Source organism: Mucilaginibacter sp. AK015 (assembly GCF_014200785.1).
Lineage (GTDB): Bacteria > Bacteroidota > Bacteroidia > Sphingobacteriales > Sphingobacteriaceae > Mucilaginibacter.
Window position 1 is genome coordinate 115,230 of sequence record NZ_JACHCV010000002.1, and the last position, 20,108, is coordinate 135,337.

Annotated in this window: 23 protein-coding genes; 11 read left to right on the plus strand and 12 right to left on the minus strand. The window is 42.4% G+C overall.

Going from position 1 to position 20,108, the window contains the following annotated elements; genetic code table 11:
• Positions 1–29 precede the first annotated feature (29 nt).
• On the minus strand, positions 30–1,097 hold the full coding sequence (locus HDC91_RS09655; protein WP_183551353.1) for a glycoside hydrolase family 2 TIM barrel-domain containing protein: 1,068 nt from the start codon (positions 1,095–1,097) through the stop codon (positions 30–32).
• A 436-nt stretch (positions 1,098–1,533) separates the two neighbouring features.
• Between HDC91_RS09655 and HDC91_RS09660 the strand changes: the two genes are divergently transcribed.
• Both HDC91_RS09660 and HDC91_RS09665 read left to right on the plus strand, forming a co-directional pair.
• The gene (locus HDC91_RS09660; RefSeq protein WP_183551368.1) at positions 1,534–3,015 is read left to right on the plus strand and encodes a PAS domain-containing sensor histidine kinase; all 1,482 of its coding nucleotides are present in this window, start codon (positions 1,534–1,536) and stop codon (positions 3,013–3,015) included.
• Positions 3,016–3,028: 13 nt separating this feature from the next.
• Positions 3,029–3,463 (plus strand): response regulator, encoded by a 435-nt coding sequence (locus HDC91_RS09665; protein WP_183551371.1) that lies wholly within the window; start codon positions 3,029–3,031, stop codon positions 3,461–3,463.
• Between the two features lie 113 nt (positions 3,464–3,576).
• Here HDC91_RS09665 and HDC91_RS09670 read toward each other — a convergent pair whose 3' ends face one another.
• Together HDC91_RS09670 and HDC91_RS09675 are read right to left on the minus strand one after the other, a co-directional pair.
• A complete protein-coding gene (locus HDC91_RS09670) occupies positions 3,577–4,557 on the minus strand; it encodes a type I phosphomannose isomerase catalytic subunit (protein ID WP_183551374.1) in 981 nt (326 codons plus the stop codon).
• Positions 4,558–4,772: 215 nt separating this feature from the next.
• The gene (locus HDC91_RS09675) at positions 4,773–6,002 is read right to left on the minus strand and encodes an NADP-dependent isocitrate dehydrogenase (RefSeq protein WP_183551377.1); all 1,230 of its coding nucleotides are present in this window, start codon (positions 6,000–6,002) and stop codon (positions 4,773–4,775) included.
• Positions 6,003–6,261: 259 nt separating this feature from the next.
• On the opposite strand from HDC91_RS09675, the gene HDC91_RS09680 reads away from it, so the two are divergent.
• Complete coding sequence (locus tag HDC91_RS09680; protein WP_183551380.1) at positions 6,262–6,972, plus strand: hypothetical protein; 711 nt, start codon at positions 6,262–6,264, stop codon at positions 6,970–6,972.
• A 66-nt stretch (positions 6,973–7,038) separates the two neighbouring features.
• Complete coding sequence (locus HDC91_RS09685; protein ID WP_162429303.1) at positions 7,039–7,473, plus strand: hypothetical protein; 435 nt, start codon at positions 7,039–7,041, stop codon at positions 7,471–7,473.
• A 65-nt stretch (positions 7,474–7,538) separates the two neighbouring features.
• Here the strand turns inward: HDC91_RS09685 and HDC91_RS09690 are convergent, their stop codons facing one another.
• From HDC91_RS09690 to HDC91_RS09705, 4 genes are all read right to left on the minus strand, one after another.
• Positions 7,539–9,365, minus strand: a complete 1,827-nt coding sequence (locus HDC91_RS09690; protein ID WP_183551383.1) for a DNA polymerase III subunit gamma/tau — start codon at positions 9,363–9,365, stop codon at positions 7,539–7,541.
• 71 nt (positions 9,366–9,436) lie between these two features.
• Entirely contained in the window at positions 9,437–9,676 is a 240-nt protein-coding gene (locus tag HDC91_RS09695; RefSeq protein ID WP_183551385.1) for a hypothetical protein, read from the minus strand.
• A gap of 58 nt (positions 9,677–9,734) precedes the next feature.
• Positions 9,735–10,250 (minus strand): hypothetical protein, encoded by a 516-nt coding sequence (locus tag HDC91_RS09700; protein ID WP_183551388.1) that lies wholly within the window; start codon positions 10,248–10,250, stop codon positions 9,735–9,737.
• A 15-nt stretch (positions 10,251–10,265) separates the two neighbouring features.
• Complete coding sequence (locus HDC91_RS09705; protein ID WP_183551391.1) at positions 10,266–10,886, minus strand: hypothetical protein; 621 nt, start codon at positions 10,884–10,886, stop codon at positions 10,266–10,268.
• 124 nt (positions 10,887–11,010) lie between these two features.
• Between HDC91_RS09705 and rpsF the strand changes: the two genes are divergently transcribed.
• The 5 genes from rpsF (at position 11,011) to HDC91_RS09730 (ending at position 13,631) form a co-directional block, all read left to right on the plus strand.
• Positions 11,011–11,376, plus strand: coding sequence for a 30S ribosomal protein S6 (gene rpsF, locus HDC91_RS09710; RefSeq protein ID WP_162429306.1), 366 nt, complete (start codon positions 11,011–11,013; stop codon positions 11,374–11,376).
• Positions 11,376–11,639 carry a 30S ribosomal protein S18 gene (gene rpsR, locus HDC91_RS09715; protein ID WP_095705209.1) on the plus strand — a complete coding sequence of 88 codons (264 nt, stop codon included), beginning with the start codon at positions 11,376–11,378 and terminating at the stop codon, positions 11,637–11,639. Before rpsF ends, rpsR begins: the two co-directional genes overlap by 1 nt.
• A 16-nt stretch (positions 11,640–11,655) precedes the next feature.
• Positions 11,656–12,099, plus strand: a complete 444-nt coding sequence (gene rplI / locus HDC91_RS09720) for a 50S ribosomal protein L9 (protein ID WP_129876403.1) — start codon at positions 11,656–11,658, stop codon at positions 12,097–12,099.
• A gap of 141 nt (positions 12,100–12,240) precedes the next feature.
• Positions 12,241–12,984, plus strand: coding sequence for a monofunctional biosynthetic peptidoglycan transglycosylase (gene mtgA / locus HDC91_RS09725; protein ID WP_183551394.1), 744 nt, complete (start codon positions 12,241–12,243; stop codon positions 12,982–12,984).
• A gap of 50 nt (positions 12,985–13,034) precedes the next feature.
• Positions 13,035–13,631 (plus strand): lipopolysaccharide assembly protein LapB, encoded by a 597-nt coding sequence (locus HDC91_RS09730; RefSeq protein WP_183551397.1) that lies wholly within the window; start codon positions 13,035–13,037, stop codon positions 13,629–13,631.
• Between the two features lie 2 nt (positions 13,632–13,633).
• Here the strand turns inward: HDC91_RS09730 and HDC91_RS09735 are convergent, their stop codons facing one another.
• Positions 13,634–14,593, minus strand: a complete 960-nt coding sequence (locus HDC91_RS09735; protein ID WP_183551400.1) for an MBL fold metallo-hydrolase — start codon at positions 14,591–14,593, stop codon at positions 13,634–13,636.
• Positions 14,594–14,621: 28 nt separating this feature from the next.
• Here HDC91_RS09735 and HDC91_RS09740 point away from each other — a divergent pair, with 28 nt between their 5' ends.
• On the plus strand, positions 14,622–14,927 hold the full coding sequence (locus HDC91_RS09740) for a hypothetical protein (protein ID WP_162429311.1): 306 nt from the start codon (positions 14,622–14,624) through the stop codon (positions 14,925–14,927).
• Between the two features lie 28 nt (positions 14,928–14,955).
• Here the strand turns inward: HDC91_RS09740 and HDC91_RS09745 are convergent, their stop codons facing one another.
• A complete protein-coding gene (locus tag HDC91_RS09745; protein WP_183551403.1) occupies positions 14,956–16,050 on the minus strand; it encodes an AI-2E family transporter in 1,095 nt (364 codons plus the stop codon).
• A gap of 184 nt (positions 16,051–16,234) precedes the next feature.
• On the opposite strand from HDC91_RS09745, the gene HDC91_RS09750 reads away from it, so the two are divergent.
• Positions 16,235–16,408, plus strand: coding sequence for a DUF6496 domain-containing protein (locus HDC91_RS09750; RefSeq protein WP_183551407.1), 174 nt, complete (start codon positions 16,235–16,237; stop codon positions 16,406–16,408).
• 73 nt (positions 16,409–16,481) lie between these two features.
• Here the strand turns inward: HDC91_RS09750 and HDC91_RS09755 are convergent, their stop codons facing one another.
• Genes HDC91_RS09755 through HDC91_RS09765 form a run of 3 tightly spaced genes read right to left on the minus strand, consistent with a single transcriptional unit; the run spans position 16,482 to position 20,097 of the window.
• Positions 16,482–16,991 (minus strand): hypothetical protein, encoded by a 510-nt coding sequence (locus HDC91_RS09755; protein WP_183551410.1) that lies wholly within the window; start codon positions 16,989–16,991, stop codon positions 16,482–16,484.
• A 20-nt stretch (positions 16,992–17,011) separates the two neighbouring features.
• Complete coding sequence (locus tag HDC91_RS09760; protein WP_183551413.1) at positions 17,012–19,120, minus strand: M48 family metalloprotease; 2,109 nt, start codon at positions 19,118–19,120, stop codon at positions 17,012–17,014.
• Positions 19,120–20,097 carry a Gfo/Idh/MocA family protein gene (locus HDC91_RS09765; RefSeq protein WP_183551416.1) on the minus strand — a complete coding sequence of 326 codons (978 nt, stop codon included), beginning with the start codon at positions 20,095–20,097 and terminating at the stop codon, positions 19,120–19,122. The genes HDC91_RS09760 and HDC91_RS09765 overlap by 1 nt, the downstream gene beginning before the upstream one ends.
• Positions 20,098–20,108 lie beyond the last annotated feature (11 nt).

Below are 20,108 nucleotides of genomic sequence, written 5' to 3' on the forward strand. Positions count from 1 at the left end.
GCCTGCAACATACCGGGCGTATTGCTGTTCTACTTTCCGTTTAGTTTTTTTATCAGCTCCACTTCTTCGGCCCTGTAAGGTGTGCCATCCTTCCGGAATATATCGTGGAACCACTCTTTAGGTTCACTGCCATCAGGAATTGGGTTATCCCAGGCGTAAATGGTATTGGTTTTACCCATTACAAAACCCCAATTAAGTGCGCCCACGTTCTCTTTTTTGAGCATAGGCATTACATTGGCAAATTTGCTTCCGCGGGTGCGGGCCATATATTCGGTACAGATAAGCGGTTTGCCGTGGCTTTTTAATAGTTGTATAGTTTTTAGGTGTGAGGCTTCGTCGGTATAATCGTGGTAAGTAATAATATCCGAGTTAAGGGCCTGGTAGGCATTCAATTTTTCAAAACTCCAATCCCATAAACCAGCGGATACAGGCTGATCGGGGTTTACCGCCCGTGCCCAGGTAAATACTTTGTTAAGCAATGCAAGCGAGGCATCCTTTTTACCGGAATTGCCCGGCTCGTTATACAGGTCCCACAGCAGTATGCGCTTGTCGTGCTTAAAGGCAGTCATAACGTCAGTTACGTAAGCCTGCAACATGGCGGTTTCGCCGGGGTTGTTCAGGCGGTTGCCCGGGTCCTGAAGCCAGCCTGAATTGTGTACGCCAACCTTTGGCGCAGGCTGGGTGCCAATTTTGGCACCGGCGTTCCAGCAGTCATCAAAAAACACAAACATGGTTTTAATGCCGTGCTTATCGGCAATGGCGAGGTATCGGGCAATACGTTTTTTAAAACCGGCTTTATCCTGCTGCCAGGCAAGGCTATGCAAAAACACCCGCATGGTATTAAACCCTATCCCTTCGGCATAACCTAACTCCCGGTCGATGGTTGCAGGGTCGAACGTTGCCGCCTGCCACATCTCTAACTGGTTAATCGCGGTACTGGGTATAAAATCTGCACCGGTCATCCATTTATGCTGGCCGTACCAGGTATTGGCCTTGGCCACCGACCATACTTTACCTGCAGGCGTCGTTTGGGCGGCTGCGCCGGCCGTTATTGATATCAGAACAATTGTAAGCAGCTTCAAGAATTGTTTTCCCATCGTTGTAAATTTTGTAAGGCTAAATATAGAAAATGATGCTGTAATTAATAATGTCAAACTCACATATAATTTAAACGGATATAAACCGCCTAATACGCTACTGGATTTATGAACACATTGAATAGCAATAATATTTCTTTTCAGTTATGATATTATTTCGCCGAATATTATACTATTTTTATCCGCTCAAATTTTCATAACCCTGCGGGTAAAAAACCGTATAAGACCCTTACATTGTTTAATAAGGTAATTTTCAGCGCTATAGAAATTTTGACAATGACCAATAAGCGTTGAAAAGCCCGGATGGCAACCAATAAAAAATATTTAAGACTGCGGGTTTAATACAACTTTTGGTTTTAATTATAACAGAATTGTGCTTTTGGCATATATTTTATTAGGCCATGTGGTAATTATAGATTAGTGATTAAAGTGTAAAATGAGTTTTTCTGACGGTCATAAGTTTTCTGGCGAAAGCATAGCTCATATTGCGCGTATAATTGACAGCATACATTTAGGCATTTGGGAGTATAACACCGATACCAGGCAGGTTAAATGGTCGCCGGGGTTTTATACTGCGTTGGGGTATAAACCGGGCGAGATAGAATGCTCATACAATTACTTTTTTGAACATCTGCTATATTACCACGATAAACAGGCCTTCTTAGCCTCTACCCATCATACAAGGCTTGGCAATTCGCCGGTTGTGCATATCAGGCTGCTTACCAAACAAAATGGTTATCAATGGTTTGAAAGTACCACTCAAAAACATGATACCGCAGACGGACCGCTGATATACGGCGTACTTAGCAATATTAATGCGCTTAAAGTAAGCGAAACAAAAGTTGCTGAAAAAGAACTTAAGTGTGCCGAAATTGGACGTATAGCAAAAATTGGCAGCTGGGAAATCGATGCCGCTACAATGGCGTTGAGGTTTTCGAAAGAGACATACAACATTTTTGAACTGGATGCACAGCCCCCAATAACGGTACCCGAAGCCATCAGTTTTTTTGAACCGCAATATCGCCAGGTGCTTACAGCAGCTATCGAAAACGCTATAAAATATTCCAAGCCTTATGATATTGAGGTGTTATTTAAAACAGCCAGGAATAACGTAATATGGGTACGGTGCAAGGGTGTGCCTGTGCTTGATGATTATGGCAATTGCATTATCCTAAGGGGCATTTTCCAGGATATCGACAGCATCAAAAAGAAAGGTATCACGCTGCAATCATCTTTGAATTTGTTAGACGACCAAAACAAGCGGCTGCAAAACTTTGCTTACATTGTATCGCATAACCTGCGTTCGCACGCTGGAAACCTAAAGTTTATGGTAAACCTGTTTGAAGAATCGCACCTGCAGGACGACCGCACCGAAATTTTCTCGCACATCAAAACCATTAGCGAAAGCCTGAGCGCTACCATGGGGCATTTGGATGAAATAGTTAAAATACAATCAGAAATCAGCAAGGGAAGGAAGGTTATTGATTTTGAGACTATATACAACAACGTTGAATCGGTATTACATACCAATATTGCCAATGCCGGTGCTCAGATCAATATTGATTTTGCCGGCTGCCCGCAAATAGATTATATACCCGCTTACCTGGAAAGCATTTTTCAGAACCTGCTTACCAACGCTATAAAATATAAGCATCCCGATCGTAACCCGGTTATAAATATTAACACCCACAAAATTGGGCACGAGGTTTACCTGGTGTTTGAAGATAATGGGATTGGCATTGACCTGAAACGTTATGGCGACGAGCTTTTTGGCATGTACAAAACGTTTCACCATAATCAGGACGCTAAGGGCATAGGACTTTTTATTACGCGGAACCAGGTAGAAGCCCTGGGTGGAAGCATACAGGTAGACAGTGCCGTAAACGTTGGCACAAAATTTACTATAAAGCTGGTATAACTAATACCCTTTAATGAATACCGAAAACAAAATTGTGACAGCCGGAATTGTTGATGATGATGAAATTTTCACTTACGGTTTTAAAAAATTAACAGCTATAAGGCGCTTATTTGACAAAATACTGCATTTTAACAATGGCAAAGAAGCTATTGATTATTTAACAGATCCGCAAAACAGCAACCATTTACCTGATGTTTTATTTGTAGATATTAACATGCCGGTAATGAACGGCTGGGAATTTAACGCTGCTTTTGAGGAAATAAAATCTCAACTGGGAAAAAATATCACAATTTACACGATCAGTTCGTCGGTTGACCTGGGCGACATCAGGCGTGCTAAAAATAACCCGCTGATTGCTGATTATCTTTTAAAACCTATTGATGAATTATACCTGGCAGAGATAGCAAGAAAACTGCAAAACCCGACCGATATGGAACGCTATAATTGATCAGGACACACCGATTGACAGTAGATTATACAAATAATAAATATGAAAAGACCGGGCTCAAATTAACCCGGTCTTTTTATATCAGTGAAATCAAAAGGAACCTGAGAAATCTATTATTCTATATAATTCTCTAAAATTTTAAAGCCCGATGTGGTTTTAAGCTCTACTTTACCGATGGTTTTTGGCAGCAGTATGCATTCGCCCATTTTTACCGGGTAAGCCAGGCCATTATATTTGATGGTGTATTCGCCGCCAATACAAACATGTATCACAAACGAATCTAAGTTCGAATAGTCTTTATCAAGGCCGTGGGTATAACCAAGCACGTTAGTGGTAAAGTACGGGCAGGTTACCAAATGCACATCCTCGTTTTTATGCGGGGTATAAAGCGTTTTATATTCCGGATAATGTTTGTAATCAATTGCTGCCAGGGCCTCTTCGGTATGCAGTTCGCGCTTGTTGCCCTTGTCGTCTACCCGGTCAAAATCGTAAATGCGGTAGGTAATATCGGATGTTTGCTGTATTTCGGCAATCAATAAACCTTTGCCAATGGTATGCACACGGCCCGCCGGTAAAAAGAAAACATCACCAGCCTTTACATCTTCCCGGTTCAGGATATCCATAATATGGCCGCTGTTTAAAGCTTCCACATATTCTTTTTCGGTCATTTCGCGGTTAAAGCCGGCTATCAGGCTGCTGCCCGGGTCGGCTTCTATTACGTACCACATTTCGGTTTTACCAAACGAGTTATGGCGTTTTTTTGCCAGTTCGTCGTTAGGATGTACCTGTACGCTCAGGTCATCATTCGCGTCAATAAATTTAACCAGCAAGGGGAATATGTTGCCAAAGTGCTTGTAAACCTTATCGCCTACCAGTTCGCCCTGGTATTTTTCCAGCAGGTCGGCAAGCGACTGTCCCTTTAGCTCTCCGCTATCTACAACCGAAACATCCGACTTTACGCCCGAGATCTCCCAGGTTTCGCCGCAGTTTGGCAAATTGCCGATGTTTTTATGCAGGTAAGTTTCAATCTTATGGCCTCCCCATATTTTATCTTTAAATATGGTTTTAAATTTTAGCGGATATAATGCTGACATGGTAGTATATATTAATGCGGCTAAGTTAGGGATTTTGAAGGAGCAAAAATAAGAAAGTGTTCACGTTCACTGTCGTGAACACCCGTGAACGCTCATGAACACTTCATAGTCAAGCGTTTAAAAATAATGGTGACACAACAGTGTCACCATTATCCGGAAATAAGCATAAAAAAACCCGCTCTAAAAGAGCAGGCTTCATATTTTAATCGGGCTTTTTACTTACCCAATTTCGTTTTCAAATTCTCGTTAATAGCTTCCAAAAACTCTTCGGTGTACAGGTAATCAGTACCATGCTCTACCTTTGGTTTTATGGTGATAGCCAAATCTTTTGTCATTTTGCCGCTTTCTACCGTTTCAATACAAACTGCCTCTAAGGTTTTGCAGAAGTTAACCAGTTCCTGGTTATTATCCAGCAATCCGCGGAATTCCAAACCGCGTGTCCATGCAAAGATAGAGGCTATAGGGTTTGTTGAGGTCGGGCGGCCTGCCTGGTGCTCGCGATAGTGGCGGGTTACCGTACCGTGCGCGGCTTCTGCCTCCATAACAGTACCATCTGGCGTAACCAGCGTAGATGTCATTAATCCTAATGAGCCAAAGCCCTGTGCAACGGTATCAGATTGTACGTCGCCATCGTAGTTTTTACAAGCCCAAACAAAGTTACCGTTCCATTTAAGGGCCGATGCAACCATGTCGTCAATTAAGCGGTGCTCGTAAGTGATGCCGGCCTCTGCAAATTTGGTTTTATAATCTGACTGGTATATCTCTTCAAAAATATCTTTAAAGCGGCCATCGTATTTTTTAAGGATGGTGTTTTTGGTTGACAGGTATAACGGCCAGCCTTTCATCAGCGCCTGGTTAAAACAGGCATGTGCAAACCCACGGATCGATTCGTCGGTATTGTACATAGTAAGGGCAACACCATCACCTTTAAAGTTATATACTTCAAATGACTGCTCTTTACCCCCATCTTCGGGCGTAAACGTTACGGTTAGTTTACCTTTTCCTTTGGTTACAAAATCAGTAGCCCGGTACTGATCGCCAAAAGCGTGGCGGCCAATGCATATTGGTGCTGTCCAGTTAGGTACCAGGCGGGGTACGTTTGCCATAACGATAGGCTCGCGGAAAACCGTGCCATCTAAGATATTACGAATAGTTCCGTTTGGCGACTTCCACATTTGTTTAAGGTTAAACTCCTTAACACGCTGCTCGTCAGGCGTAATGGTAGCACACTTAATACCTACGCCATATTTTAAAATAGCGTGTGCGGCATCAACAGTAACCTGATCATCGGTCTCGTCACGGTATTCGATACCTAAGTCGTAATATTTTATATCCAGGTCAAGGTAAGGAATGATCAGTTTATCTTTTATGAACTTCCAGATTATGCGGGTCATTTCATCGCCATCCAGTTCTACTACCGGGTTTTCTACTTTAATTTTTGACATACCTGATTTATGATGATTTTTTATTAAACGGCTTCAAACTTACATTTTTATTTGCAAAAACATACGCCCATTAATTTACATTTCCATCTGCACAAACAATAATATAGCGTATATTTTGCGTTCATTAAAATACTATCGCCAGCGTTTCGTTTTTGTTGGTAAGTACAATTTATTTGACGTTTTTGTTGCTATTTAAAAGTTTGATGCTACTTTTATAAAAATTTATACATCTGCTTTTTAGCCTATTATTGCCTTATATATGATAAAGTTGCTTACTAAAACAACGTTTTTTACCCTATTATTATCCTCAATTACACTTTTATCAAAGGCGCAGGTGGGCTACGATTACGCTCAATATGATATTGGTTTTGGGGGCAGCGTAAATCAGCTATACGGCGACGCAGAGACCTTAAAATCTACAGTAGCGGCAAACGTTAGCTTTATTTATAATCAAACACCATTTGTTAATTACCTTGTTGAATTACAAAATGGCACTTTAGAAGGCGGAAACCGGAAATCGAAATCGGGCAGGTACTTTAAAAACGGATATACGTCAATATTATTCAGAGGGCAGCTGCAAGCCGGCGAATTAATAGATTATTCGGGCGGCGGGTTGATGAATATCGCTAAGAACTTCTATCTGTCTACGGGATTTGGCTACATTTTTAACAAAATAGACGAGAAAAATATCAACCGTATATCAAACACAACGCCGGAATTTACTACCGCGGGGTTAAACAAAAGCAACGAGTTATACATACCGGCCCGGATAGGTTACGAGTTTAAGATATTTAACAAGTATAATCAACCGTCTATAAAAATAGACCTGGCTTACCAGTTTAACATGGACCTTACAGATAACATGGACGGCTTCACTGCCGGGAGCAGCAACGATAAGCTGGTACAGTACTCGTTAGGTGTTAAATTCGCACTTGGCGATGTGATATCGTACCGTAAGTCTATAAATTAATCTGCAGCTATAGCTACGTTACTTTTTTGGCAGGATTTTTAGTATATATACGTAAAACTATAAGCTATGATACCCGATAACCAAAACCAGGATTTTGTTACTGACCCAGAGGACAGGAACACCCCGCTAAACGACGATATTAACGAAACCGGCGACGGCGAAAACCTTAACTACGACGAAAGCACCAACAGCTACGAATACGATGTAAAAGGTGATAATCCCGATTACGATCATCCTGACCCGTATGATACCGCTGCAAAAGATGGAGAGGACTTCAACTCCACCTACGACGAAGCTAACCCATACGATACCAACGGTGAATATGATGCTAACCGGTCGTTAGAAACCGATGCTGATACCCTGGGTATGCATATTGATACCGGGAAAATAGTAGAACTTAACCCACGCGATGCAGCCCTGGCACATACCCCCGAGGATGACCGGGATGACCTTGACGAAGAAGGTTATCCTAAAAACGACACACCGGATATTTTGAAGTAATAAAAAAAGCGAAGTATTGCGTATCTGTTAATTTTTGCGGAGAACGTGATGCTTCGCATCTTCTGTCAATCAAAATCAAGGTTAAATTTATTTTTCAGATCTATTAGCTGGGGGTTTTTGGCTGCCAGGTACTGAAATTTCTCCATAGCGGTGTATGGCCTGCGGGCAACAGTTTGCTCATCTACACGTGCATTAACCTCTATGCTGAAATTTTTTAGCGTGGTACGCAAAAAGTTTAGCAGGTACGGCCGTTCGTCCCTAAAGGCAAGTTCCTGTACCTTGTTTGATACCGGCACCTCAAAGCTCTCGGGGCCTAAAACTATTGGCGTTACAGCTGTAAATATGGTATATAGCGTAGCCGGCTTACCCTCTGCCTTAAGCTTGGCACCATGGTTGGTCCATAATTGCAAAAACTCATCTATGGTAAAAGGCTCTTTATCGGTACCTTTCAAGTAAGGGTCGTCTTCCTCTAACGCCGCTTCTTCAACCTGCTTACCCAAATCTTTTAACGAGGGTATTTTTACAGAAGTAGCCGCCGAATGCACGTTAGGGATAAAAACCTTTGGCTTATCAACAACGGGTTCTGCCTTTGCTTCGGCAGTCGGTATAGCCATTGATGGTGTAGCGGGCGCTGCAACCGATGGGGTTTTATTATAAGTAACCGGGTTATCCCTTGCAACGCTTAGTTCGTCAGTCGCTGCAGCCGGTGTACTATTTACTGCGGTATCAGGTTTTTTTTTTAACTCCCCGTTTGGGGCAGCAGCGTTTTCGCCGGCGGGCAGAGCAGCGAGGTTGAACACCGAGAGCAGGTTACTCATTTTAAGCAAGGCAAGTTCAACCTGTAAGCGCTGGTTTTTGCTTAGCTTATAACTGATATCACACTGGTTAGCAATATTCATGGCCGATAGCAAAAACGATACAGAGGCCGCTTGCGACTGCTGCAGGTAACGCGCCTTAATGGTTTCGCTAACTTCTAATAATTTTATGGTTGACGCATCTTTGCCCACCAGCAGGTTACGGAAATGTTCTGACAGGCCGGAAATAAAGTGCGCCCCGTCAAACCCCTTACCTAATATCTCGTCAAACAGCAGCAGCGTGGCGGCGCCGTCCTCTGTTAAAAGCTTATCGGTTATATTAAAGTAGTAATCGTAATCAAGGATATTAAGGTTATCAATTACTGTTTTGTAAGTAATATTCGCACCGCTAAAACTCACTATCTGATCAAACATAGACAGCGCATCGCGCAAGCCGCCATCGGCTTTTTGGGCGATGATATGCAGGCCGTCAGGTTCGTAAGCAATATTTTCTTTTTGCGCTATGCCTGCCAGGTGGCCGGCCATATCCTCTACCCTGATGCGGTTAAAATCAAATATCTGGCAGCGCGATAATATAGTTGGCAGTATCTTATGCTTCTCGGTAGTAGCTAATATAAATATCGCATAGCTGGGTGGTTCTTCAAGCGTTTTCAGAAAGGCGTTAAAAGCCGCCTGCGACAGCATGTGCACCTCATCGATAATATAAACCTTGTAGCGGGCGGCTTGTGGAGGTATGCGTACCTGTTCTATCAAACTGCGGATATCATCAACCGAGTTGTTCGATGCCGCATCAAGCTCATGTACGTTAAACGAGTTTCCGTTCATAAACGCGCGGCAACTATCGCACTCACCGCAGGCTTCGCCATTGGGTTGTAAATTGGTACAGTTAATGGTTTTTGCCAGTATGCGCGCACAGGTTGTTTTACCCACCCCGCGTGGCCCGCAGAATAAAAATGCCTGCGCCAGCTGGTTATTCTTAATAGCGTTTTTTAACGTATTAGTTATATGTTGCTGACCTACAACGGTATCGAAAGTAGCCGGGCGGTATTTGCGTGCCGAAACAATGAAATTATCCACAGGCACTAAGGTAGCAACAATTGCTTTAAGTTAAAACCTCAAATAAGGATTGTGAACAAAATCAATACGTGCTATTGCAACTCTTCTTCGGGCAAGTGGTCGTCATCCTCGGGGTCGGGTTCGCCAAGGTCATCATCAACCTGTATTTCGTGCAGATCGTTGACAGATTCCGTCTGGTCGTCAAAGTCCTCGTCGTCTTCGTCGTTCCAATCACCTTCAACGGGGTTGCCTGTGTCTGTTGGTTCAAGATTCAAATCATCCGCGAAATCTTCGTGGCTATCCTGGCCGGGGTGTTGGTTGGCAAATTGCATAAGTAATGTTTTTTATTAATGACAATTTTGCCCGCATTTATGTTTTATAAATTAACGCCTATTCTGTTTGGGTGTACACAGGCTGCCCACGAGGCTTAATAACCAGTTTACCATACACGTCAGGAAAATAGTGCTTTATCTGATCGTCGCTCATGGCGCCTACATCAACAAAACTCCACGTTTTACCTTTATCAGTGCTCAAAGCCAGCAACGAACTATCTAAATAACCCCTCGTTTTTTTTGATGGTATGTTTAGGATGGTTCTTTGTATCATAACAGTATACAATCCCGAAGGGGTTTTGATCACCGCCCCCGGCTCATCTATCGAAAAATCAAACTGTACACCATTTTGTAGCATCGGTGCAAACGACGCTTCGATACTTTTGGCCAGGCTATAAGGTCCGCCCGAGGCAGCTATAAACTTTGGCATTATATACTTGGCCGCTGCTATATAATCTTTGTTGATCATATGCGCTATCATCTGGGTTGCATCGCGTTTGATGTTATTACTATACTGCGCAAAGGCGGTGCAGTTGACGAACATCAGTAGTAAAATTCCAAAATACTTTTTCATACTTGATAATTTCGCTTACAAAATATCAACCGATACAATTTCTTTTACTTTATAATACCCTTTAGCGGGCGGCAAATAAACTTCCATCTCCTGCCAGGTAACCTTTAAATTTTTACCGGCAAACTTTACCGTAGGCCCCATAAATTGTTCAGAGCCCGGGAACTGCTTCAACCAGATAAATGAACGCTCGCTGCCGGCGGCATCTGTAAGTACAAAATAATTAAAGCCTTTGGTATCTATCCGCTTAAAGGTGCCCGTGGTTGCCTGGGTAACTGTTTCTGTTTCGCTATCCTCATCTTTCCCGGCCATTTTAACAGCAAGCTGCATAAAGCCATCGCATTTAAGCCTCATTAAATTTTCGGCTATATCTTTACCGATTTTTTTCATGGCTTCACCATCGCTAATTTCAACTTTCCGTTCGGCAGCTACATCCGGTATAAGATCTGCCTGTTCACCAAAACAATCCATAAAAGCTGCATTAGCCTCTTTTGCCCCTTTAAGTTTCGATTTATCGAGTTTGGTAATGCAATCGCATAAGGCGTTGGTCATTTTAACTTCGGCCGGTCCGGGCGTTGCTTGTGCTTTACAAAACGCGGCACAAATCAGCAGTGCAATTAGTATCGAAATTTTCTTCATGATATTGATAAGGTTGCTCTTAAGCCCTCAAAAATACAACTTAAACAGCTTTGATTATATAATATTTCTTCATACATTTGCAGCCCCGATATACCGGGGTAAATAATTAAAAATCAAAATAATAATGCAACAGTACGAAATCGTGATCGTTCTAACCCCGTTGTTATCAGATGAAACTGCTAAAGAGGCAATTGCCAAATACAGCAAAGTTTTAACTGATGGCGGAGCCGAAATTGTCCAGGAGGATAATTGGGGTTTGAGAAAATTAGCGTACCCTATTCAAAAGAAAACTACAGGGTACTATCACCTAACTGAATTCAAGGCTCCCGGTGATCTTATTAACAAACTGGAAGTTGAATTAAGGCGCGATGAGCGTGTGTTACGCTTCCTTACTATTGCTTTGGATAAACATGCCATTGCTTACAACGACAAAAAACGCAGCGGTGCCTTTAACAAGAAACCTGCAGCTAAAGTGGAGGAAAACAACTAATGGCAAACGACCAAATTAAATACGTTACCGCTCCAAAGGTGGAGGATAACCGTAAAAAATACTGCCGTTTTAAAAAGAATGGTATTAAGTATATCGATTACAAAGACGCTAACTTTTTACTAAAGTTTGTTAACGATCAGGGTAAAGTGTTACCACGCCGTTTAACAGGGACTTCGTTGAAGTTTCAGCGTAAAGTGGCCCAAGCTGTTAAGCGTGCGCGCCACATCGGTTTATTACCTTATGTTACAGACTCATTAAAATAATCGGAGGTAAAAAGCAATGGAAGTTATTTTAAAACAAGACGTAAAAAACCTCGGCGATAAAGACGATGTAGTGAATGTAAAGCCAGGTTATGGCCGCAACTTTCTTATCCCTAAAGGTTACGCAATATTAGCAACTGTAAGTGCGCGCAAAGTTTTAGCAGAAAACTTAAAGCAGGCACAGTTTAAACAAGAAAAAATACGCAAAGATGCTGATGCTATCGCCGCTAAATTGGAAGGTGTTAAACTTTCTATCGGTGCTAAAGCAGGCGAAAGCGGCAAGATCTTCGGTGCTATCAATACCATACAGGTAGCTGATGCCCTTAAAAAAGAAGGTTTTGAAGTTGACCGTCGTCGCATCACTTTTGACCAGGAGCCTAAATTTGTTGGTGATTACACCGCAATAGTTAACCTGCATAAAGAAGTTAAAGTTCAGGTTCCTTTCTCAGTTGTTGCTGAGTAATTAACCTTTGATATCGGATTTCGGAATTTCGATTTCGGATTTAGATTTTAGAATTTAAAAAAAGGTGTTTAGTTTGAGGCTAAGCACCTTTTTTGCGTTAATAAAAAGATTATACGCAAATTAGAGGCACCAAATATCACAATGGCCACAAAAACAAAAAGTCGCAAAAGCAGCAGTAAAACAAAAGGATTTTTCAATAATGGTGTAGTAAGGCTGGTATTACGCATACTTAAACTTGCGATTATTGTATTTGTTGCTGCCAGCTTGTTTGGTGTATTGTTCTTCAAGTTTGTAAACCCTCCTTTTACCTGGCTGATGATACAGCGCGGCTTTGAACGCAAAGCCGATGGTAAGGACTGGAAAATAGATAAAAAATGGGTTGCGTTTGATGATATTGCCGATAACATGAAACGCGCGGCCGTTGCTGCCGAAGACCAAACCTTTTTAGAAAACCACGGGTTTGATTTTAAAGCCATTGAACATGCCATTCAAAAAAATGCAAAAAGCAAAAAATTGATAGGCGGCAGCACCATTAGCCAGCAAACAGCCAAAAATGTTTTCCTGTATCCGGGTCGCTCGTTTGTGCGCAAGGGCTTCGAGGCGTGGTTTACCATACTGATAGAAACCTTCTGGAGTAAAAAGCGCATTATGGAGGTGTACCTTAACGTTATTGAAATGGGCGATGGTATTTACGGCATCGAAGCCGCATCGCAGGCGTATTTTCACAAACCGGCATCAAAGCTAACCAAACGGCAGGCGGCAGCTATTGCGGTTATATTTCCAAGCCCGCTTAAGTGGAGCGCCACCAGGCCAACGCGTTATTTAAAGCACCGGCAATACCTGATCATGAAAAACATGCGCAGGCTTGGCCCGCTTGAGTTTTAATTGTATTGGTTTGTATATAAAACCCTAAATCCGGCGTTATTACATCGTCTATGTTGAAAAGATCATTAATAATTTTATCGATAGCTTTTGCGGCGTTTACAAGCCGTGCCCAAACTGCCGATGATGTGTATAATCAATACCTTGATTTTAACCTGGCCCGCCTGCAAGGCGAAACTGATAAGGCGTTAACACTTGGCCAGGACCTGATCCCCAACCTGGACAAACTGAAGGCCAACGCCCGGATAAACTTTTATTATGCCATTGGCAACCTGTTCGAGAACGACGGCCAATCGGTAAAGGCCCAGGAATATTACGAGAAAGTTGCCGCGGCCGTGCCCGATTACTATGTGGTGCAGCGCGCGTTAGGCTACCTGTACATGAAGGATGTTACCGCCCTTGGTGATAAACTTAATGCTAACAGGTTTAACAAAGACGAAGCCAAACGACTGACCAGTCTTTATACAGCAGCGGTAAAAAAGGCATTGCCCTGCCTGGAAAAAGCCCAGGCCTGCGACCCAAACGACGATACCCTATCGCTTATTAAATCGCTTTATAAAAACATCAATGATGCGCAGGGGGCAGCTACATTAAACGGCCGTTTAAAAGCCCTCTCCAAAAACTGTATCGATCTGCTGGATGATAAATAGCCTTATAATTGTAAAGCTATACCTTGTTTAGGGTATATTAAGTTCAGTTGTAGCTTATTAGCAGTTTTTAACTGCGCTTTTATCTTCAGCATGCTTTTGTAAGGCGGCTTTAAATGGGTTATCACTACATTCAAGCCTTTTAAAGATGTACCCGATAGTTTGCCCAGTTCTGTCATTTCGTTCATTAGCAGGTGCGGCGTAAGGTGGCCAAACAGGTTTTTCTCCGGTTGTTCGTTCGGGAACGATACTTCTATCATAATCGCTTTCAACTTTTTGCCTTTTACCAGCGGGGCAACCGCCACCCACAGATTATGCAGGTTTTTGCTTTTCTCTATTTCATCGGCGCCCGTATCGCCTAAATAAAGTACATAGTTATCCTTGCTGCTTACTAGAAATGCAGTACTGGTTAAATTAGCATGGCTTAGCGGAAATATCTGTACCTGCATACCGGTATTTTCAACAGGCATTTTTGAGCCGGGCGTTAATGGTTGATAATGATATTTCTTTAATTGTGGCGCAACGCCGTCATCGGCAAAATTGGCCCAGCTATCCCAGGTAAAGTAATGCGTTTTGACGGTTTCCAGGGTACTTTGCAAACCATAAATATTCTTAGTGCTATCTTCCGGCGAGTTCATAATAAGCCCCGCCACATGGTCGAGGTGAGCGTGCGAGATGAAATAGCCTTTAATATCCTTTTTAAGTACCTGCTCTGCGGGGATGGTAAAGGTTTTGTATGCTATGGCTTTGGCTATCCCCGCGCGAATTGTACCGGCATCTAAACAGATATAATTATCCGATCCTTTTGGCGCCAGCATATAGGCCGACAGGTTACTTTCATCGGCACCACCTAAAACGCCCAATGGCACTATGCGGAATGAGGTTGCACCCGTATTGACCTGTGCAACTGCCATGAAGGGTAACCATAAAAAAACAAGCAGCAATAGTTTTCGGTAATCATTCATTACATCAAATTTACTAATTTGGCCGCTAATGAAGACAAGCCAGATAGCCGCCAAGATTGTAACCCGTTTATTTTTTATTTTACTGCTGATAGCCCTTATACCATTTTTGCAGGGTGATACCTCTAAACTCAAGCACATTTATCTTGCCCCGCAGCATGCCTGGACGCTCATATTCCCTATTTTGTTGATACTTGGCTTTGTGGCTTTGCTGATAATATGCTCGGTAAAAAAGTTCAGTAAAACCGATCTTAACTGGCTGCTGGTTGTAAACACAGTGGTACTGATGGCTTACGCCGCCACATTGTTCATTCGTATTTACGATTTGATAAACTAACTGAGGTAGCCAATCTCTGATTATTACATCACTCTGTTTTCATTTTCTTTTGCGCGGTTTCCTTATACTCGTAATCGCCGCCAAGCAGGTAGCCCCATGGCTTAAGGCTTTCTATCCTGTCGAATATTATTTTAAAAATGGCGATAGTTGGTATAGATAAGAACATGCCCGACAGGCCCCATATCATTTCGCCGATAACAATGCCGATGAATGAGATAAGCGCGTTAAGCCGCACCTTTGAGCCCACCACCGCCGGCAGCAAAAAATTAGCATCAACTATGTGTATGCCTATTGTACACGCCGCCACGGTAAGCGTTTGGCTTATAGTACCGGTTGCAAACGTTACAACAGTGCTTAGCAGTAAAGCACTAAAGATGCCGATATAAGGTATAATGTTAAACACACCTACAATAATCCCCAGTAAGGCGGCATACTTTATACCAATAATATAAAAAACTGTGATGGCCATGCCTGCTACAATAACCATTTCTATAAGTAATCCTAAAATGTATTGCCGCAGTATTCTTTGTACGTTCTCTACTATGTCAACCACAATTTGCCTGTTCTCTTCGCTGAAAACCCAGGTAATGAAGCGGAACAGCAAGCGCCTGTAAAACAGTATAAAAAACGTAAATATCAATATAAATACATAGAACAGCACAAGTGATGATACCGCGCCGAAAGTGGTACCCAGAACCGCAGTACCCGATGCCATAATTTTGTCGGCAGCACTATTCACATAGGTTATTTGTTTATGGCCGTTAATATGGAACGTGTTTTGAACCCAATCTGACAGGTTATTCACAGACTCTTTTACCTGGCTCTGCAGCATAGGCCAATCATTAGCGATATTAGTGATTTGAGCTCCTATCAGGTACATGATACTACCTACAAAGCCCACCAGCAGCAGTATAGAAATAAAGGATGATGCGCTGCGTGGTAACCTGCACTTTTTTTCGAAGAAGTTTGAAACAGGCAGCAGCAACACGGCAAACAAAAACCCGAATATCATAGGATCTATCAGCTCCTTGGCCATTACCACCAGGTAACCCAACACACAAAGGCCTATAAGTATAAGGGCCAGTCTTTCGTAAAACGGAGCTATTAGTTTTTTTGCAGGCATACAGGTGTTATGTTTCAATGCTCAACATATATATATTTTTTATGTTTCAATAGCAATGTAAATGTGCAACAATTTTCAGGCTTTACGATGTTTTATATACCATCTTTAAATATTACGCGTAACCTGTGCCGATATCATTTTGGCAAGCACTTTGCTATAAATTATAGTATAAAAACATACTACCATGGCAAAATATTCAGAAAAAGCGGGCGAAAAGGTTGAAAAAACCATGCACGAGATGAAAGAAGGTAAGTTAAAAAGCGGCAGCGGTAAAAAAGTTACCAGCAAAAAGCAGGCTGTTGCGATAGGTTTATCTGAAGCCCGGAAAGAAGGCGCTAAGGTGCCTAAGAAAAAATAACATTGATCTTCAATACAAAAGCCGTCTTAAAAAATCAGACGGCTTTTGTATTGAAGTAGTATCGCTACTGAGCTTAATTGCTTTCAAAGGTTTGGCCTACCCACGATTCCAATTTATTGTTCTTATCCAGTTCAATTAACCGTTCTATATCGCCGTCGCGCTTATGGGTTGGCTCCATATTATATTTCGCTATTACTGCCCTTAAAGCAACCATGTTGGCTTTTGTTTTATCAAAATCGGCCTTGTGCTGTATCGCGTATTTAGAAAATTGTGCCATATAGATAAATCCAAGCTGCGGGTTTGCATCCGAAAGATCCATAATCACCTGTTTCAGTTCGATAACAACATCCGGCGTACCCTGAGCCCATACCAAAAGAAATTGGGTCGCCGCTTCAGTTTTAGCAGGCTCGGCCCCCCATGGCGTTTTCATCAGCCAGTCTGCGGTTTTAACAATCTCTCCCTCGTATTTAGTATAATCTTCGTGGTTATTAAAATGATAATCTTTAGGCGCTTCATAACTTTGCGCCGACGCATTTACTGTAAATGTAAACGCCACAATAACGATCATGAAAAGATTTTTCATCGGGTTAAATTATGAAAATTTTACTTGCTGTTAAGCATACTTACCTGAAGACTTAAAAGGTCTTTTTTTGTTTGAAAATTTCGGTTTGTTATGGCCAATATATATGCGCCTGTACCTTCATTAAAAGCATTTATAGCGGCATTATCATAATTACGACCGGTAAAATAGGTAAGCTTTGTTGTACAATAATGCTTTAACGCTTTTAACTGCTCGTCCGAAAAATACGCGAGGTTCTCTTCGTCCTGTAATATTTCTAACATCCTTGGTTTTAATTTAACCTCCCGGGCGTAAATATCGTGCAAGTTATCTTCGATCTTATCATAAGGCATGGTTACATATACGTTGTTAAAATATGTCATCACATCCGTGTATAACTCGTAATCGTTCTGGCTACCGGCATTCACCTTAAACAGCTTTTTGTATTTAGCTACCAGTAATTCTTTGTCAATATCGCTTTTAGCTATACTGTAAAAATACATAAAAATGTCTTTATCTAATTTTTCCAATTGCTGCGCTGCTGCCAGCCGCTCCTGCTCAATCGCTTGCATCGTAGCTTCGGCATCGCTGCTACGGTGCTTTATACCTTTATAATCAAATGTTTTAATGTTATTACCTTCATTTACGATACTTTGCAGCACATTAATATCCTGTTGCATCCTGTCTATGGCAGTTGGCAAGCTGGTGTTGGCTGCTGATAATAGGTCCTCAATTTTTTTGGGGGCAGCAGTTGCCAATTCCTTAACTGCTTCATCTACATCAAACTGGCTAATACCGCGGCCATCGTAATAGCCTTTATAAAAATCATCCAGTTTATACTGGTCCGGATTTCCGAAAAAATCGCTCTTAAACACTTCCAGGCCCACACTTTCGGTTTTTTCAGTTGCCGATGTGGTCGAATACACGTCATCCGTAAGCAATCTCTGCAATGCGCCGGCATCGTTAAAAAGCGACCACGCTGTATCCTCAATTACCATAGTTTGCAAGTTAAGCGCTGTCAGGCGCGCCTCACGGTCGGCAGTTGAAGGGTGCGACGACCATTGATCGTTTATTACTACTTGGCTTGTATTTACCACATCAATACCATTAGGTATAACCGGCAGCCCATTTGCATCAATGGCAAGCTTGTTTTGCACCGAGTAATGTTTTATCATTTCCAGGTGCTGCGGATAAAAATTATCCGACCGGTTATTTTTTTCGAGTTGCGTGCTCCAGTAATTTAATAGTTCATTATAACAAAGCTGCCCTACCTCTATCCGTTTTAGCGAACTAATAACCTGGTTAGAGCCGCTTACATAGGCGGCCATTGCATCAGCGTGAAATTCCATCTCACGCGAGAGGCCCATGTACGTTTTATTGAGGACAACATACACTTGTTTAAGGATATACTGTATTACCCTGATCACCTGGATATTTATCCACGCTGTTAAGGTAAACAGCGAATGCAGCTTTGATATGGAGTTTAAAACCCGGCCATACCCTTCGTTATCATAAAGCAGGTTGTGTATCACTTTGTTCATGTTATAAACGTAGCTGCCAAACTTCATGCTCCGTTGCGAAAAATGACCAAACTCGTGCGCCATAACCGCTTTAAACTCTGATATGTTTAACGAGTTTACAAGCCCCAGTCCTATCTTTAAATTCTTCTTTACGGGGAAAAACATGCTCCAGAAACTGGAATCGTAAAATACGCCGGCGTTTACATCAGCTGATAAAAAAATATGCTTTGGAAACGGTGCGTTGGTTTCTTTAGTTAGCTGCCTTATAAACGCGAACAATTTTTGCTGATCATCCTCAGATATCTCTATCATCCCCGAGTAATCGGTAACATTTTGTTTAAAAAGAAACTTGATAATAAAATATACCAGCAATATCCCCGATCCAATAAGCGCCGCACCTAACACAAGTGTGAGGAAGCCTACTTTAGCAGCTATAATGGCTACACCAAGCGTACCAAATGCAATGGCTAAACCAACAACAGCTAAAAGCAGCACTATATAGGTTACAATAAACAACAATACCGCCCCAATTGAGCGATATACATTTGAGTTAAACGATGCCGAAGGCTTAAGTATTTCTTTATCCGCGCCCGCAGGTACAGGCGGAAAGGGCAGGCTTAGGTCAGTATCCATTACCTAAAGATAGTAAACGAATCCATCACTTTCATCAAAACTACAGCTTCGTCAATAGTGCACGGGTTTGGGCCCTCCCCTTTAAAGTATGATACTATTTTGGTGATCATAGGTTGCTGAATATGCTCGGGGTGGGTAAAGTTTACAGTTTGCTCACCTTCTTCATTTTTGCAGGTAACAAATGTGCCAAAAAACGGAAAAGTTATCTTCCCCTTTGTACCAATCATCTCGCAACTGTCAACTGCCTCGCTTTTTGCCACGTTAAAACACCACGAGCCGTTAACCACCACCTTATTTTTAAATACTATCTGCCCGCAAACATGATCATCGGCGGGGCTAAATTGGCCCTGGTTTAGGCTATAACCCGTAGAATGAGCAGGCTCGCCAAAGTAATATAGCATCAGGTCAAGCTGGTGCGGGGCCAGGTCATGAAAGTACCCCCCGCCAGATAGCTCGGGCTGCAGCCGCCAGTTTGGTGGCGCGTTCTCCTGCAGCTTAGGCCGCGGATATTGCCACATCCTTATCTGCACGGTTCTGATATCGCCGATAGCGCCATTATCTATCAGGCTTTTTACATGCAAAAACATGGGCAGGGCGCGGCGGTAATGCGCTACTGTAAGCTTTGCGCCGCTTTGGTTAACCGCATCAGCCATTTGCTGTGCTTCGCCGGCGTTGCGGGTAACCGGTTTTTCCACATACACATTAAGGCCTTTTTTAATCGCCCGCAAAGCATATTCCAGGTGTGATGCAGGAGGTGTGGCTATCGATACAGAATTCACTTCAGGGTCGTTCATTAAATCTTCAGCATCGTTATACCATCGGTCAACATGGTGTCGCAACGCGTAATCGGCTGCCTTTTCGGCATCGCGCCGCATTACCGCAACCAGCTTGCTGCCGGCAATTTTATTGTATGCCTGCCCGCTCTTTTTCTCGGTTACGTTACCGCAGCCTATTATACCCCATTTAATTGTATCCATTAAAAAATCTA

Excerpts from the sequence above, each read along its gene's own strand:
- HDC91_RS09655 (WP_183551353.1), bottom strand. The coding sequence starts at position 1,097 with ATGGGAAAACAATTCTTGAAGCTGCTTACAATTGTTCTGATATCAATA.
- HDC91_RS09660 (WP_183551368.1), top strand. The coding sequence starts at position 1,534 with ATGAGTTTTTCTGACGGTCATAAGTTTTCTGGCGAAAGCATAGCTCAT.
- HDC91_RS09665 (WP_183551371.1), top strand. The coding sequence starts at position 3,029 with ATGAATACCGAAAACAAAATTGTGACAGCCGGAATTGTTGATGATGAT.
- HDC91_RS09670 (WP_183551374.1), bottom strand. The coding sequence starts at position 4,557 with ATGTCAGCATTATATCCGCTAAAATTTAAAACCATATTTAAAGATAAA.
- HDC91_RS09675 (WP_183551377.1), bottom strand. The coding sequence starts at position 6,002 with ATGTCAAAAATTAAAGTAGAAAACCCGGTAGTAGAACTGGATGGCGAT.
- HDC91_RS09680 (WP_183551380.1), top strand. The coding sequence starts at position 6,262 with ATGATAAAGTTGCTTACTAAAACAACGTTTTTTACCCTATTATTATCC.
- HDC91_RS09685 (WP_162429303.1), top strand. The coding sequence starts at position 7,039 with ATGATACCCGATAACCAAAACCAGGATTTTGTTACTGACCCAGAGGAC.
- HDC91_RS09695 (WP_183551385.1), bottom strand. The coding sequence starts at position 9,676 with ATGCAATTTGCCAACCAACACCCCGGCCAGGATAGCCACGAAGATTTC.
- HDC91_RS09700 (WP_183551388.1), bottom strand. The coding sequence starts at position 10,250 with ATGAAAAAGTATTTTGGAATTTTACTACTGATGTTCGTCAACTGCACC.
- HDC91_RS09705 (WP_183551391.1), bottom strand. The coding sequence starts at position 10,886 with ATGAAGAAAATTTCGATACTAATTGCACTGCTGATTTGTGCCGCGTTT.
- rpsF (WP_162429306.1), top strand. The coding sequence starts at position 11,011 with ATGCAACAGTACGAAATCGTGATCGTTCTAACCCCGTTGTTATCAGAT.
- rpsR (WP_095705209.1), top strand. The coding sequence starts at position 11,376 with ATGGCAAACGACCAAATTAAATACGTTACCGCTCCAAAGGTGGAGGAT.
- rplI (WP_129876403.1), top strand. The coding sequence starts at position 11,656 with ATGGAAGTTATTTTAAAACAAGACGTAAAAAACCTCGGCGATAAAGAC.
- mtgA (WP_183551394.1), top strand. The coding sequence starts at position 12,241 with ATGGCCACAAAAACAAAAAGTCGCAAAAGCAGCAGTAAAACAAAAGGA.
- HDC91_RS09730 (WP_183551397.1), top strand. The coding sequence starts at position 13,035 with ATGTTGAAAAGATCATTAATAATTTTATCGATAGCTTTTGCGGCGTTT.
- HDC91_RS09735 (WP_183551400.1), bottom strand. The coding sequence starts at position 14,593 with ATGAATGATTACCGAAAACTATTGCTGCTTGTTTTTTTATGGTTACCC.
- HDC91_RS09740 (WP_162429311.1), top strand. The coding sequence starts at position 14,622 with ATGAAGACAAGCCAGATAGCCGCCAAGATTGTAACCCGTTTATTTTTT.
- HDC91_RS09745 (WP_183551403.1), bottom strand. The coding sequence starts at position 16,050 with ATGCCTGCAAAAAAACTAATAGCTCCGTTTTACGAAAGACTGGCCCTT.
- HDC91_RS09750 (WP_183551407.1), top strand. The coding sequence starts at position 16,235 with ATGGCAAAATATTCAGAAAAAGCGGGCGAAAAGGTTGAAAAAACCATG.
- HDC91_RS09755 (WP_183551410.1), bottom strand. The coding sequence starts at position 16,991 with ATGAAAAATCTTTTCATGATCGTTATTGTGGCGTTTACATTTACAGTA.
- HDC91_RS09760 (WP_183551413.1), bottom strand. The coding sequence starts at position 19,120 with ATGGATACTGACCTAAGCCTGCCCTTTCCGCCTGTACCTGCGGGCGCG.
- HDC91_RS09765 (WP_183551416.1), bottom strand. The coding sequence starts at position 20,097 with ATGGATACAATTAAATGGGGTATAATAGGCTGCGGTAACGTAACCGAG.